Source organism: Echinicola sediminis (genome assembly GCF_054777495.1).
The window spans coordinates 18,493-31,913 of sequence record NZ_BAAHAP010000065.1 but is presented as its reverse complement, the minus strand read 5'-3'; the positions used below and the strand labels follow the sequence as shown (position 1 = coordinate 31,913).

At 44.8% G+C, this 13,421-nt stretch carries 11 protein-coding genes; 5 read left to right on the top strand and 6 right to left on the bottom strand.

Features of this window, described 5'->3' with window-relative positions:
- Nucleotides 1–248: 248 nt before the first annotated feature.
- The 4 genes from ACYVAA_RS15785 to ACYVAA_RS15770 all read right to left on the bottom strand — a co-directional run bounded on the left by ACYVAA_RS15785 (nt 249) and on the right by ACYVAA_RS15770 (nt 4,356).
- Complete coding sequence (locus ACYVAA_RS15785) at nt 249–1,952, bottom strand: sodium:solute symporter family protein (RefSeq protein ID WP_460543455.1); 1,704 nt, start codon at nt 1,950–1,952, stop codon at nt 249–251.
- A 30-nt stretch (nt 1,953–1,982) separates the two neighbouring features.
- Entirely contained in the window at nt 1,983–2,240 is a 258-nt protein-coding gene (locus ACYVAA_RS15780) for a DUF4212 domain-containing protein (protein WP_460543453.1), read from the bottom strand.
- A 316-nt stretch (nt 2,241–2,556) separates the two neighbouring features.
- Nucleotides 2,557–3,288 carry a ZIP family metal transporter gene (locus ACYVAA_RS15775; protein WP_460543451.1) on the bottom strand — a complete coding sequence of 244 codons (732 nt, stop codon included), beginning with the start codon at nt 3,286–3,288 and terminating at the stop codon, nt 2,557–2,559.
- Nucleotides 3,289–3,291: 3 nt separating this feature from the next.
- Nucleotides 3,292–4,356, bottom strand: a complete 1,065-nt coding sequence (locus ACYVAA_RS15770; protein ID WP_460543449.1) for an FAD:protein FMN transferase — start codon at nt 4,354–4,356, stop codon at nt 3,292–3,294.
- A 172-nt stretch (nt 4,357–4,528) separates the two neighbouring features.
- Between ACYVAA_RS15770 and ruvB the strand changes: the two genes are divergently transcribed.
- Together ruvB and queG are read left to right on the top strand one after the other, a co-directional pair.
- Nucleotides 4,529–5,566 (top strand): Holliday junction branch migration DNA helicase RuvB, encoded by a 1,038-nt coding sequence (gene ruvB, locus ACYVAA_RS15765; RefSeq protein ID WP_460543447.1) that lies wholly within the window; start codon nt 4,529–4,531, stop codon nt 5,564–5,566.
- 51 nt (nt 5,567–5,617) lie between these two features.
- Nucleotides 5,618–6,553 carry an epoxyqueuosine reductase gene (gene queG / locus ACYVAA_RS15760; RefSeq protein WP_460543445.1) on the top strand — a complete coding sequence of 312 codons (936 nt, stop codon included), beginning with the start codon at nt 5,618–5,620 and terminating at the stop codon, nt 6,551–6,553.
- A 279-nt stretch (nt 6,554–6,832) separates the two neighbouring features.
- On the opposite strand, the gene ACYVAA_RS15755 is transcribed toward queG, so the two are convergent.
- Together ACYVAA_RS15755 and ACYVAA_RS15750 are read right to left on the bottom strand one after the other, a co-directional pair.
- Nucleotides 6,833–7,531 (bottom strand): response regulator transcription factor, encoded by a 699-nt coding sequence (locus ACYVAA_RS15755; RefSeq protein WP_460543443.1) that lies wholly within the window; start codon nt 7,529–7,531, stop codon nt 6,833–6,835.
- Nucleotides 7,528–9,243: a sensor histidine kinase gene (locus ACYVAA_RS15750; protein WP_460543441.1), complete on the bottom strand. Its 1,716-nt coding sequence runs from the start codon at nt 9,241–9,243 to the stop codon at nt 7,528–7,530. The genes ACYVAA_RS15755 and ACYVAA_RS15750 overlap by 4 nt, the downstream gene beginning before the upstream one ends.
- 192 nt (nt 9,244–9,435) lie before the next feature.
- Between ACYVAA_RS15750 and ACYVAA_RS15745 the strand changes: the two genes are divergently transcribed.
- From ACYVAA_RS15745 to gltX, 3 genes are all read left to right on the top strand, one after another.
- Nucleotides 9,436–10,077, top strand: coding sequence for a hypothetical protein (locus ACYVAA_RS15745; RefSeq protein ID WP_460543439.1), 642 nt, complete (start codon nt 9,436–9,438; stop codon nt 10,075–10,077).
- 114 nt (nt 10,078–10,191) lie between these two features.
- Nucleotides 10,192–11,427 (top strand): diaminopimelate decarboxylase family protein, encoded by a 1,236-nt coding sequence (gene lysA, locus ACYVAA_RS15740; protein ID WP_460543437.1) that lies wholly within the window; start codon nt 10,192–10,194, stop codon nt 11,425–11,427.
- Between the two features lie 407 nt (nt 11,428–11,834).
- Nucleotides 11,835–13,376 carry a glutamate--tRNA ligase gene (gene gltX, locus ACYVAA_RS15735; protein ID WP_460543435.1) on the top strand — a complete coding sequence of 514 codons (1,542 nt, stop codon included), beginning with the start codon at nt 11,835–11,837 and terminating at the stop codon, nt 13,374–13,376.
- The last annotated feature ends 45 nt before the right edge of the window (nt 13,377–13,421 follow it).

Here is a 13,421-nt window from a genome sequence, read left to right as displayed (position 1 = left end):
GTTCTTAAAGCCTGTCAGTCCCAAATATCGGGTTAGATCTCTTACATCTAAGGCTATCGCTGGGTCACTGACGGGGCTTCAATTATACTTCAAAACATTCCATTTTTCAACCACTCAAACCTAAGGTCACTATCGGTGAAATACACAGATAAGGGAGGTAAAAAAGCTATATCTGTGTTTATTTATATTCATCTGTGGTTGTTATTCCCCAAACCTAATAGTAATGATCGCTTAAAGGAATAGAAGAATCAGTGACTTTGGGCACCGCCAGCGCCCCTAGGTATCCGGATGTCCTCCACCATTTCCTGTACTTCCATTGGTGGGGCAGGCGTGGCCATAGAGACCAGAAAGCTGACAATGAAATTCAGCAACATCCCCACCGAGCCAATTCCTTCGGGGGAAATGCCAAACAGCCAGTAATCGGAAGACACTGCTTCAGCAGGCAAACCGAACAGGTCCATTCCAAACTTGAAATAGATAATATAGCCCAAGGTAAATACCAATCCCGTCAACATCCCTGCAATGGCCCCCTCCTTGTTCGTCCTTTTGGAGAAAATGCCCATGATGATTACGGGGAAAAAGGAGGCTGCAGCCAGCCCAAAGGCAAAAGCTACCACCTGGGCGACAAAACCTGGAGGGTTTACCCCAAAGTAGCCGGCTATGACCACGGCTACTGCCGCTGCTGTCCTGGCAATGAGCAATTCTTTCTTGTCGGAAATCCCCGGGTTGAAATTCTTTACCAAATCCCTGGAGACAGAGGTGGAGATGACCAAGAGCAGTCCGGCAGCCGTGGAGAGCGCTGCGGCCATTCCCCCTGCAGCTACCAAGCCTACCACCCAGTTGGGCAGTTCGGCAATTTCAGGATTGGCCAAGACCATAATGTCCTTATCGATGTTCAGTTCATTGACTTCTTGATTGGCCACATATTGGACCACACCATCCTGGTTCTTGTCGTTGATTTGGATCAGCTGGGTCTGCTGCCAGTTTTCTACCCATTCGGGGAGATCATTGACGGGTTTTTCTGCTACCGAATCTATGGCGTTATAAATCCCGAAAGCAGCTACTGCTGGGGCTGTAGTGTAAAGGATGGCAATGAATACCAAGGCATATCCGGCAGAAAGCCGGGCGTCTTTTACTCGTGGAACCGTAAAAAACCTGACGATGACATGGGGAAGTCCCGCTGTTCCCACCATCAGGGCCAAGGTAATGGCCAGCATGTCGGTCATGGGTTTTTGCCCTTGGGTGTAGGCTGTAAAGCCCAATTCCGTCAAGACCCCATCGAGCTTATCCAAAAGGTAAGTGCCATCTTCCACCCTTCCTCCTAGGCCCAGTTGGGGAAAAGGGTTGTCCGTCAGCTGCATGGATACAAAGATGGCAGGTACCATAAAAGCAAAGATCAGGACGCAATATTGGGCCACTTGGGTATAGGTAATCCCTTTCATACCTCCCAAAACAGCATAGAAAAAGACAATGCACATTCCGATGATCACCCCCGTGTTAATGTCCACCTCCAGATAGCGGGAAAAAACAATTCCCACACCGCGCATCTGTCCGGCGACATAGGTAAAGGAAATGAAGAGGGCGCAAATGACAGCCACCACGCGAGCTTTGTTCGAATAATAGCGGTCCCCAACGAAATCCGGTACGGTGAATTTTCCAAATTTTCGCAGGTATGGGGCCAGCAACAATGCCAGCAACACATATCCTCCGGTCCAGCCCATCAGGTAAACAGAGCCGTCATATCCGGCAAAAGCAATCAGGCCGGCCATGGAAATAAAGGATGCCGCCGACATCCAGTCGGCTCCTGTTGCCATGCCATTGGCAAGAGGGGAAACACCGCCGCCGGCCACGTAAAATTCCTTGGTTGAAGCGGCCCTGCTCCAAATGGCAATGCCGATATATAGGGCAAAAGAAATCCCTACCAGTATATAAGTCCAGGTGAGTATATCCATTTTTAAAAGGTCTTTTGAAGAGTGGAAAAATTATTCGTGAACATCGTATTTTTTGTCCAGCTTATTTAAGAGCCAGACATATACAAAAATCAATATCACAAAGACATAGATGGATCCTTGCTGGGCAAACCAAAAGCCCAACTTAAAACCTCCGATTTTAACCTGGTTAAGTTGGTCGGCTAAAATAATCCCGCAGCCGAAAGACACGGTAAACCACACGACCAATAGAGAAAGGAGGATTTTGACATTTTCCTTCCAATAGGCCTTCATTTTTTCTTGATGACTCATAATTGAGATTTTGCTATTATGGGTATTTGTTAAGTAATGCAATCAAAGTGCAGGAGTTTGCCCAAATAAAAGCTAAGTACTCAGCTTTAATGCAATTCCTGTTTTACTTCAATCTATTAATTTATTAATTAACGACAAAAAGACCGATTATCCAGATTTAGGCCAAATAATTTATTTGTCAACCAGCACACTACCCTATAGCTTCAGTTGGATTTAATAAAAAGCTCATTCCGTTCTTTTTTATTGAGCGGAGGTTTACAGGGACTTGATCCAAAAACAATAGTAACGTTCTTTAAAGTCATTCACCAGCCCTACTTCAAAGCATATATTCCGCTGCTATGGCCAAAAAAGCAGCCAGGAGACTTACCAGAAGCCTGTTGAGGTGGAATTTGTGATGGGGGCTGCTTTCGAAAAAGATAGTGGTAGAAATGTGCAAAAAGCCTCCGGCGACCAAGCCAAAAAGGATGTGCATGATCTCCCCTTCGAGCATTTTCTCTGAAAATACAAAACTGCTTGTAAGCATTCCGATGGGAGAGGCAAGGGCAAAAATCGTCAATAAGATCAGCACCTTTGACTTCCTCAGACTGGCCATCAAAACCGCTACCAAAGCAAAAGCTGCTGGTGCTTTATGCATTACAATGCCCAATAACAAGGTCTCTGTTCCGTGATGATGTCCTGATAGTGAAGGTTGCTGGCTGAGCAAGGTCCCTTCCAGTAAGGCATGTAAAGACAGGCCCACCATCAGCATCCACACCGTGTTCTTCCCCCCGCCGTGATGATGGATATGCCCGTGTTCGATCCCTGAGGACAAAAATTCCAGCACTTGCTGCAGCAAGAATCCAATCAAAATATAAAGTCCCATAAAATAAGCAGAACCGGCGTCTGCAAACAACTCTGGTAAAATATGGAGGACAGTTATGGAAAAAAGGTATGATCCGGCAAATACCAGGATGAGCTTAAAACTTTTTTCCTTCCAAGTGGGCATGGCATATGCCAAAATCCCGGCTAGAAAGGCCGATAAAAAAAGAATTAAAAATTTAACTAGCATGCTTTATTGGTTTTGCCCCTTAAGATAAGATACAAACGGTTTCAGTCGATCACTGATATAGGTCTGTATGCCCAGTGAATCATTGTAAATCAAAAATACCTCTATTTCCGGAAGTTCACTTTGTAAAGCAATTGCCTTTTCAGTGCCTAACACCATCATGGCCGTGGCATAAGCATCCGCGGTCATGCAGTCTTTGGCCAAAACGGTAGCGCTTAGCAGGCCATGGTTTACCGGGTAACCGGTTTTGGGGTCTATGGTATGTGAGTAGCGTATGCTGTCCTTATAGTAAAAGTTGCGGTAATTACCGGATGTCGCCAGTCCCTTGTTGTCCAATGCAATGACACTGAAAATATCATTGGCGCTGATGTCCTCACTGGGCTGGTTTACCCCGACCTTCCAAAGTTCATCGTTCTCATTGGTGCCTCTGGCCACCAGCTCACCGCCAATTTCCACCAGCATATCCTCGATTCCTTTTTCTTCTAAAAAATCCGCCACCAGATCCACGCCATAACCTTTTGCAATGGCACTGAAATCCAAATAAACACCCTTTTGTGCCTTCCAGACTTTGGAGGAATCAAATTGAATTTTATCAAATCCCACCAGTCTTAACAACTGGCTGATTTCCACACTGTCCTTAAGCTGGGCTCCTTCGGGACCAAAGCCCCAAGCATTGACCAACGGTCCTACTGTCGGGTCAAAAGCTCCATTGGTCAGTTGGTTGATCTCTTTGCTGCTTTTAAGAATGGCTGGAAAATAAGGAGACTCAAATGAGAGAGTGTCTGTTTTATTAAAAGTGCTCAGTTCGGATTCAGGAATATAAGTGGAAAGGGCCTCGTTAAAAACGGCCAATAAAGAGTCCACAGAGCTGGTGAAATCCCGGTTGTCGATGTCCAGGTAAACGATGCGGTAAGTAGTCCCCATGGTTTGTCCGTTGATGATCATCTTTCCTTCTTTTTCGGGCTCTGGGGTCTCCGGGATAGCTTGGTTCTGTCTGTAGAGATAGACTAAAAAAACCACCAAAAGCAATATGATGGAATAGATGATGTTCTTTCTGGCGTTGTTTTGCATGGAACCGGACAAATTTTCCCGAAAGTTAGTTTTATATTTCAAGATTGAAAAATTGATAGATTCCCAAGTTCGGAAAAATTGAAGAAGCGCTTGTGGGTGTCTTGTGCATTTTTTAATCTTACCACCTTCCATCCCAAGATTTTCTATATTTGTAACTAGGAATGCGGAAAATATGAGAGAAGACTATCTAAGGGGCGATAACGACAACATGAACCAAACGGACAAGGAGTATGAAAAGGCCCTGCGTCCTTTGAGTTTTGACGATTTTACCGGACAGCAGAAAATCGTGGACAATATTCAGGTCTTTGTATTGGCAGCAAGGAAAAGGGGGGAACCCCTGGACCATGTGTTGCTTCATGGCCCTCCCGGTCTGGGAAAGACGACCCTTAGCCACATCATTGCCAACGAATTGGAGTCCAGTCTGAAAATCACCTCAGGGCCTGTTCTGGACAAGCCCTCTGATCTGGCAGGCCTGCTGACCAACCTGGAAGAAGGAGACGTGCTTTTTATCGATGAAATCCACCGCCTTAATCCTGTGGTGGAAGAGTATCTCTATTCCGCCATGGAGGACTTTCGTATAGACATCATGCTGGATTCAGGCCCCAATGCCCGTTCGGTACAGATTTCCCTGAGTCCTTTTACCCTGATCGGAGCGACTACCCGTTCGGGCCTGCTGACCTCACCGCTTAGGGCCCGTTTTGGCATCAATGCCCGTTTGGAATATTATGATGCCAAGCTGTTGACCACCATCGTTACCCGTTCGGCCAATATCCTTGGAGCACCTATCGATGAGGTGGCTGCCTATGAAATTGCCCGTAGAAGCCGGGGAACACCAAGGATCGCCAATACCCTGCTGAGAAGAACCAGGGATTTTGCCGATATCAAAGGCAATGGAAAAATCACCTTGGACATTGCAAAAATGGCCCTGGATGCCTTGGATGTTGACGAAAATGGTTTGGATGAAATGGATAACCGTATCCTGATGACCATTATTGACAAATTTAAAGGGGGACCAGTGGGCATCTCCACCATTGCTACGGCATGTGGAGAGGAGGGGGAGACCATTGAGGAGGTCTACGAGCCCTTTTTGATCCAGGAAGGCTATATCAAAAGGACTTCCCGTGGCCGTATTGCTACCGAACTGGCCTACAGGCACCTGAATATAAAGCCCAACTTTGGGGGACATTCCGGAAACTTATTTGGAGAATAAAGGAAGATTTATACCTTCGATCACCCCTTCTGTTAAGCTGACTGTTCCGTTATGATGAATCCCGATAAAAATGCCGCTATAATTAAAAGATTGGCCAATGAGCTGGGCTTTGAGTTTTGCGGTATTGCCAAAGCGGAATTTTTGGAAGAGGAGGCGCCAAGGTTGGAGGACTGGCTTAACCGGAATTACCACGGGCAAATGGCTTATATGGCCAACCATTTTGACAAAAGGCTGGATCCTACCCAACTGGTCGAGGGGGCCACTACAGTGGTCAGCCTGGTTTACAATTACTATCCCGAACAAAAGCTTCCAGCAGCCAAGGAGGATTATAAAATTGCCAAATATGCTTACGGCAAGGATTACCATTTTGTCATCAAAGACAAACTAAAAGAATTTCTCTTTCGCTTAAAGGAAGAAATCGGAGAGGTTGAAGGAAGGGCTTTTGTGGATTCCGCCCCCGTCATGGAAAGGCAGTGGGCAAAAAAGGCCGGGTTGGGCTGGCTGGGCAAAAACAGCCTTTTGCTCAACCGGAAAATGGGAAGTTTTTTCTTTTTGGCCGAGCTGATCATTGACCTTAAAGCTACAGTGGACCAGCCTATGGCCAAGGACTACTGCGGTAGCTGCACCAGGTGCATAGATGCTTGTCCCACAGATGCCATTGTCCAGCCAGGAGTGGTCGATGGATCAAAATGTATCTCCTATTTTACCATTGAATTAAAGGAAGAGATTCCCTCTTCGGTAAAGGGCAAATTTGAAAACTGGATGTTTGGCTGTGATATCTGCCAGGACGTATGCCCTTGGAACCGCTTTTCAAAACCCCATGAGGAGCCTGCTTTTGACCCGCATCCGGACTTGAAAAATATGGACCATGGCGATTGGGAAGAGATCACGCAGGAGACCTTTAGCAAGGTATTCCAAAAATCCGCCGTCAAACGCACCAAGTTGAGCGGGCTCAAAAGAAACATTGATTTTTTGAAAAAGGACTGAAACTTTTACCGGAGCCCATTATCGCAGTCATGGTGCTTTGCAGCTGGTCCGGATTGCAAATCCGGACCTATAATAATTGGGGATTTCAAATCCCCAATATAATGTTTCTCCCAAATTTGAAAGTTAAAGTCTGTACAGTCTAGCTATACTAAACAAATCCTATAATCCATTAAAGCTTATTGGTGGCCAATCAGAAACGAAGGCCCTTAAGGATAGGGCCTTTTGTCCCGGCTATGATAAATTATCCTCCCCTCTAATTCTGAAATTAACGTTACCAGATCATTCCTCGCTCACCACCATTTTAAAACCTTCACCGTGCAAGGTGATGATTTGGACCTTAGGATCTGCTTTTAGGAGTTTTCTTATTTTGCTGAGGTAGACGTCCATGCTGCGGGCATTGAAATAGCTATCATCTCCCCAAATCTGCTTGAGGGCATGGCTTCTGTTTACCGGCTTATTAAGTTCTGAGGCCAAAAGCCTGAGCAACTCATTTTCCTTGGAGGTCAGCTTGTGCCTGCCTTCAGGGCTTTCCAGCATCTGTTCATCGTAGTGCAGGACCAAATCCCCCATGGGATAGTTCTTCAGTGCGGCTGGAGATTCATTGCCCTTTTGTGTTCGGCGTAAAATAGCCCCTATTCTCAGCAACAGTTCCTCCATGCTAAAGGGCTTGGTGATATAGTCATCAGCGCCTATTTTCAGCCCCTCGATGACATCGTCCTTCATGTTTTTGGCGGTAAGGTAAATGATCGGAATATCCTCTTGGATTTTTTTGATGTCCTTGCCCAACGTAAATCCATCCTTTTTGGGCATCATGATGTCCAGAATGCACAGGTCAAACTTGTCTTTTTTGAAATTGGACCAGCCTTCCTCTCCGTCGCGGCACAAAGTGGTCTCATAGCCCTTCATGGTTAAATATTCTTGGAGGATATCTCCCAGGTTCGGGTCGTCTTCCACGACCAAAAGTTTAGCCTTGCTCATCTTTTACGGGGTAAATTAATGGTAAACGTACTTCCTTTATTGATCTCACTCTCCACGGAGATGTCACCGTTGTGCTCTTCCACCATGGTCTTTACATACGCCAGTCCCAGGCCAAAACCTTTGACGTCATGCACATTGCCCGTAGGCACACGATAAAATTTATCGAATATCTTTTTCACCGACTCCTTGGACATGCCTACCCCATTGTCCTTGATGATCACGGTAAGTCCTTCCTGATTTTCCAGAACCTTCACCTTGATCTTGGGCTCTTCGCGGGAATATTTATTGGCATTGTCCAATAAGTTATTGATGATATTTGAAAGATGAAAGGCGTCTGCCTGCAGAAAGGGGTTTTTCACCTCGATTTCCAAATCGATGGCCCCGCCTTTCTTCTCCACCTGCAGGTCAAAATGCTTTTTCGAATCTTTGATCAATGTGACCAAATCCACTTCTTCAAACTTGAGTTTAAAGTCTTTCTTGTCCAAAGCAGCAGCTTGTAAGACTTTTTCCACTTGGGTGCCCAGGCGCTTGTTTTCATCTTTGATGATACCCAGGTATCGATTCCTAAACGCGTCCTGATTGGCTAGCTCTGGATCCTGCAAGGCTTCTACCGCAAGGCTGACCGTCGCTATGGGCGTCTTAAACTCGTGGGTCATGTTATTGATAAAATCATTTTTGGTCTCGGAAAGCTTCTTTTGTCGTATAATTACTTTGATGGCGTAGACAAAGCAAAAGATGATGATCAGTAGAAACACCAGCGAGCTGGAAAGGGGCAATCCTATTTGCCGAAGCAAATAGGTGTTTTTAGAAGGGAAATTGATAATCATATAGTTCTCTTCCCCTACGAGGTCTCCTGGGAAGAGCTCTGCCCTGATCCCATTCTGCATCAAGTTTCTATGGTCTTCTATAGCATTGATTCCTATCAGGGCATTGTCCCTGTTAAGGATGGCCAGCTCAAACTTTCCGCTTATCCCCCTTTTCTTCAGCTCAGAGCGGATGTCCTGATGAAGATTTGCCGTATCCACCCTGTTCAAAATGCTCTCTCTGGAATCGAAAAGCAGTTGGCTCATCACCACTTCCACCAATTCAATCTTTTTATTGGCCTTCACAATGTTTTCTGCCACATTTTCGGAGACATTGTATTCTTCAATGATCAGGGCTTCCCTGTTGAGGCCATAATCCTGGGCTTTGGCAAAGCTGTCTCTTTTTGCTACAAAATCAAGGTACCTTTCTTTTTCCTTTAGGTAAATGGCCATCTCATCAGCGGTAAAAAGCTGACTGGCAATGGAGGGGGGCAGCTCAAAATACTTCTGCAGTTCAAACTGGTTTTGCGGTTTTCCTCCCCTTGACGCGATCATTCTCATAAAAGTCTGGGAAACTTGGGGCACCGTCTCCTTAAAAATGGAATCCACCATGGAGGGTCTCCTTTGGATGGAGACCTGCCTTTTTATATTGAACTCGATCGGTTCGATTTTTTGGAACAAGACCCGCTGAAAAGAGCTGTCCGTGGCCATGGCATTGAGGATAATGTCACTGGTCTCCCCTTTCTCCAGCTTCGTAATACTGGCTGCCAGGGATTGGTATACATTCTGCTCAAAACGCTCTTGGTTGATCTTTATGGCATTGGCCACCCAATAGTATTGGAAAGCCACCAATCCAAGACAGGCAAGCGACATCAGCAGGATAATTATTTTCATTTTTGTCTTAGACATGGTACAAATTTATGGGTAAATACAGAAGTACATCCTGAGCTTAACAATTTTTAACAAGCCTTAACTTTCTGTAAGTAGAATTTTATTTTGAAATCAGGTACTTTTATAAAGAATAACATAGAACTGAGGACTTTCAATCCATCGATAGACTGTAAACAATACTAACTGTCATTCACCATAAACCCATGTATTATGAAATCGACTACTAAATGGATACTTGCCGTGGTCTGTTGTATGGCCATATCTTCCCTTTCTTTGGGGCAGGAGGCACAAACGAAATTTTTTCTGAATGTCACTTCAGAAAAAGGCGGTGTAAAAGAAAACATCTCCAAAACCTATGACAATCGGCAAATCATGGAAAAAGACCCTTTTTTCAAGGAATTGGGAATTGATTTGCCAAAAGGAGACCACGATAAGCTGGTATTGGAAACCACCAAGGGTGAAAAGAAAATCAGCCTTTCCACGATGACACATGATAAGCATCCCGGCAACAGGCATTTTGCTTGGATGGAAAGAGAGGATGATGTAAATGTGGAAATTTTAAATAAAGACGGAAAATCAGTCAAAGTGATCGAAAAGAGGATGGAGAACTTTGGACCCAAGTTTCGAATGGGCATGCCATTTCCCCAAAGTGATGGAAAATTCGAATTTGATATGGAGGAGATCGAAGGAGGAAATGCGGTGTTGATGGGGAAAAACCAAAAAGTAGAGGTGTTTGCTTTTGAAAAGGATGATGAAGGAAAGATCAAAATGAGCGATGAGGAGTTGGACAAAACCATTGACCGATTGGAAAAACTGATCAAAGAACTAAAAGCAGCCAAAAAGAACAACTAAGTAACTCTTATCTTATAATAAGCACTTACTAAATTTTAAAGAGGAAGGGATACCCTTCCTTTTTTTGTTGCCCGGCCTTTTCTATCTTTGCCCTCTTATATTAATGGATGCATCATGACAATCGACAACCAGCAATACCAAATACAAGGTGTTCCGCTTTTGGAAATCGCCAAAGAGTATGGCACCCCGGTATATGTTTATGACGGGCAGAAAATTTTGGATCAGGTAGAAGCGCTGAAAACAGCTTTTTCCAGTGTAAACCTGAAGATAAAATACGCCACCAAAGCCCTTTCCAACATCAACATACTGAAGTTGATGAAGAAAGCCGGTACGGGGGTAGATGCTGTATCCATTGAAGAAGTGAAGTTGTGCCTGCATGTGGGTTTTACTCCGGATGAAATCATGTACACCCCCAACTGTGTTTCCTTTGAGGAAATTCAGGAGGCTGTTGATCTTGGTGTCATGATCAATATCGACAATATTCCGATGCTGGAGCATTTCGGTACCCATTATGGGAACCAGGTGCCTATCTGCATTCGCTTAAACCCCCATATCCTTGCCGGCGGAAACGCCAAAATTTCCGTAGGGCACATTGATAGTAAATTTGGAATCTCCATTCTTCAGCTGAAGCATGTGCTCAAGATAGTGGAGGTACATAACCTTCAGGTGATCGGACTGCATGTGCACACTGGATCAGATATTTTAGATGCAGAAGTGTTCCTCAAAGGGGCAGAGATCCTTTTTGATGCGGCCAAGGAATTCAAGGATCTTCGGTTTTTGGATTTTGGTGGAGGCTTCAAAGTGGGATACAAAGAAGCGGACATTACCACGGACATCCAGGATGTGGGCAACAAGGTATCGGCGGCTTTCCAGGAATTCTGTAAAGAGTACGGTCGTGAGTTGGAAATCTGGTTTGAGCCAGGTAAGTTTTTGGTCAGTGAATGTGGTTATTTGCTCGTGACGGCCAATGTGATCAAATCCACTCCTGCTTCTACTTTCATAGGCGTGAACTCCGGTCTTAACCACCTGATCCGTCCAATGATGTACGATGCTTACCACGGTGTGGAAAACATTTCTAAGCTCAGCGGTCCTGAACGGGTCTATACCATAGTAGGATATATCTGCGAGACGGACACTATTGCCGCAGACCGAAAACTCAAGGAAGTGAATGAAGGCGATGTCTTGGCCATCAAAAATGCCGGGGCATATGGTTTTAGCATGGCATCCAATTATAATTCCAGGCTAAAACCTGCGGAGGTGCTGATTTTAGATGGTAAAACTCACCTGATCAGAAAAAGAGAGACATTTGAGGATATTCTTCGTCATCAAATTGATATCAATATCGGTTGATCTTTTTTGATCAAGGAATTGTTTGATTTTATGCCTTGTAAAACTTTGTGCAATAATAAGATATGCTTAAATTAGTATCTGGGTAAAACCAATGCACAACCCTGGTAGTAATAATTCATCAAAGCCCGGAGCCAACTCTCCGGGCTTTATTTTTTTAGGCTGGTCTAATTAAATTTGGTTTTTTCTACCAGAATAGGATAAAGAGCATTTAGGGGTAAAAAAGTAAGCTGGTTTTTGGGATCAGTGGTCTAAGCTCCTGGAAAAGGTAGTCCTCTGGTGATGAGGGAGGGACAGATTGCTTTGATTATCTATCCATCCTTCCCCATCTTTTTGTATCTTTGCCTTTTGAATCCGGGGGAGGCCCTCTCCCAAAAATTGCCCTTATAAAAAGGAAAAATATCAACAAGATGACTAAAGAAGTACGCGTTCGTTTCGCCCCGTCTCCCACTGGAGCTCTGCATATTGGTGGTGTCCGCACTGCCTTGTATAACTATCTTTTTGCAAAGAAGCATCAAGGAAAATTTCTGCTAAGAATAGAGGATACAGATCAGACACGTTTTGTCCCCGGTGCAGAAGAATATATTAAGGAAGCTTTGGCATGGGTCGGTATTACCCCGGATGAAAGTCCTTGGGTGGAGGGGCCGCATGGACCGTACAGGCAATCTGAAAGAAAGCCACTTTACATGCAATATGCCATGGACTTGGTGGAGAAGGGCTTTGCCTATTATGCTTTTGATACTGCAGAAGAGCTGGATGCCATGAGGGAAAGGTTGACCGCTGCCCGTGTGGTATCGCCTCAATACAATGCCATTACCAGAACGCAGATGAGAAACTCCCTGACCTTGCCGGAGGATGAGGTGAAGGAGCTTTTGGATTCCGGTGTGCCCTATGTCATCCGCTTGAAAGTACCAAGAAAGGAAGAGATCCGCTTGAACGATATGATCAGAGGTTGGGTGATGGTACACTCCAATACCTTGGACGATAAAGTACTGATGAAGTCTGACGGTATGCCTACCTATCACCTGGCAAATATCGTAGATGACCATTTGATGGGGATCACACACGTGATCCGAGGGGAAGAATGGTTGCCTTCTGCTCCTATCCACGTATTGCTATATCGCTATTTGGGCTGGGAAGACAGCATGCCTCAGTTTGCCCACCTTCCTTTGTTGTTGAAGCCGGATGGAAACGGTAAGTTGTCCAAAAGAGATGCGGACAAACACGGTTTCCCTATCTTCCCAATGGACTGGACAGATCCGAGAACCAATGAGCTTTCCCCTGGGTTTAAGGATGCGGGGTATTTTCCGGATGCATTTGTAAACTTCTTGGCATTCTTGGGATGGAACCCAGGAGATCACAGGGAAATTTTCAGCATGGAAGAGCTGATAGACGCTTTTTCTGTAGAAAGAATAGGTAAATCAGGCACTAAGTTTGATATCAATAAAGCAAAATGGTATAATGAACAATACCTGAAAGCAAAATCGAATTATGATTTGGCGGTCTATCTAATGGAAGATCTCAAGAAGGAAAATATGGAGATCCTTCAGGCCAAAGCAGAAAAAATCGTTTCCATCATGAAAGAAAGGGCGACTTTTCCCGCAGACCTGTGGAAAGAGGGCCGTTTTCTTCTAATAGCCCCCAGCTCATTCGATGAAAAGGTCGCTGCCAAAAAATGGAACGACGATGTAGTGAAGGTACTTTCGACGTACAAAGAAGAATTGGACAAATTCAAAGGGGAATTTAGCCCGGAATCGGCCAAATCTATGTTGGAAAGTGCCGCTGACAGCAACGGGATAAAGCTGGGCAAGGTCATGCAGGCCGTGAGATTGGCAGTAACCGGTGTAGGTGCTGGACCGGATTTAATGGAAATATTTGTCATCATTGGCAAGGATGAACTAATCAAAAGGATTGATTTTGCGTTAAATACATTAGAAGTAAAAGCAAATTAATTCAACTGCATCAATTTAGCTTGAAAAGCCATGATAGCTGAATTG

What these genes read in the sequence shown, in the direction of transcription:
- ACYVAA_RS15785 (WP_460543455.1), bottom strand. Translation starts at nt 1,952, where the DNA reads ATGGATATACTCACCTGGACTTATATACTGGTAGGGATTTCTTTTGCC.
- ACYVAA_RS15780 (WP_460543453.1), bottom strand. Translation starts at nt 2,240, where the DNA reads ATGAGTCATCAAGAAAAAATGAAGGCCTATTGGAAGGAAAATGTCAAA.
- ACYVAA_RS15775 (WP_460543451.1), bottom strand. Translation starts at nt 3,288, where the DNA reads ATGCTAGTTAAATTTTTAATTCTTTTTTTATCGGCCTTTCTAGCCGGG.
- ACYVAA_RS15770 (WP_460543449.1), bottom strand. Translation starts at nt 4,356, where the DNA reads ATGCAAAACAACGCCAGAAAGAACATCATCTATTCCATCATATTGCTT.
- ruvB (WP_460543447.1), top strand. Translation starts at nt 4,529, where the DNA reads ATGAGAGAAGACTATCTAAGGGGCGATAACGACAACATGAACCAAACG.
- queG (WP_460543445.1), top strand. Translation starts at nt 5,618, where the DNA reads ATGATGAATCCCGATAAAAATGCCGCTATAATTAAAAGATTGGCCAAT.
- ACYVAA_RS15755 (WP_460543443.1), bottom strand. Translation starts at nt 7,531, where the DNA reads ATGAGCAAGGCTAAACTTTTGGTCGTGGAAGACGACCCGAACCTGGGA.
- ACYVAA_RS15750 (WP_460543441.1), bottom strand. Translation starts at nt 9,243, where the DNA reads ATGTCTAAGACAAAAATGAAAATAATTATCCTGCTGATGTCGCTTGCC.
- ACYVAA_RS15745 (WP_460543439.1), top strand. Translation starts at nt 9,436, where the DNA reads ATGAAATCGACTACTAAATGGATACTTGCCGTGGTCTGTTGTATGGCC.
- lysA (WP_460543437.1), top strand. Translation starts at nt 10,192, where the DNA reads ATGACAATCGACAACCAGCAATACCAAATACAAGGTGTTCCGCTTTTG.
- gltX (WP_460543435.1), top strand. Translation starts at nt 11,835, where the DNA reads ATGACTAAAGAAGTACGCGTTCGTTTCGCCCCGTCTCCCACTGGAGCT.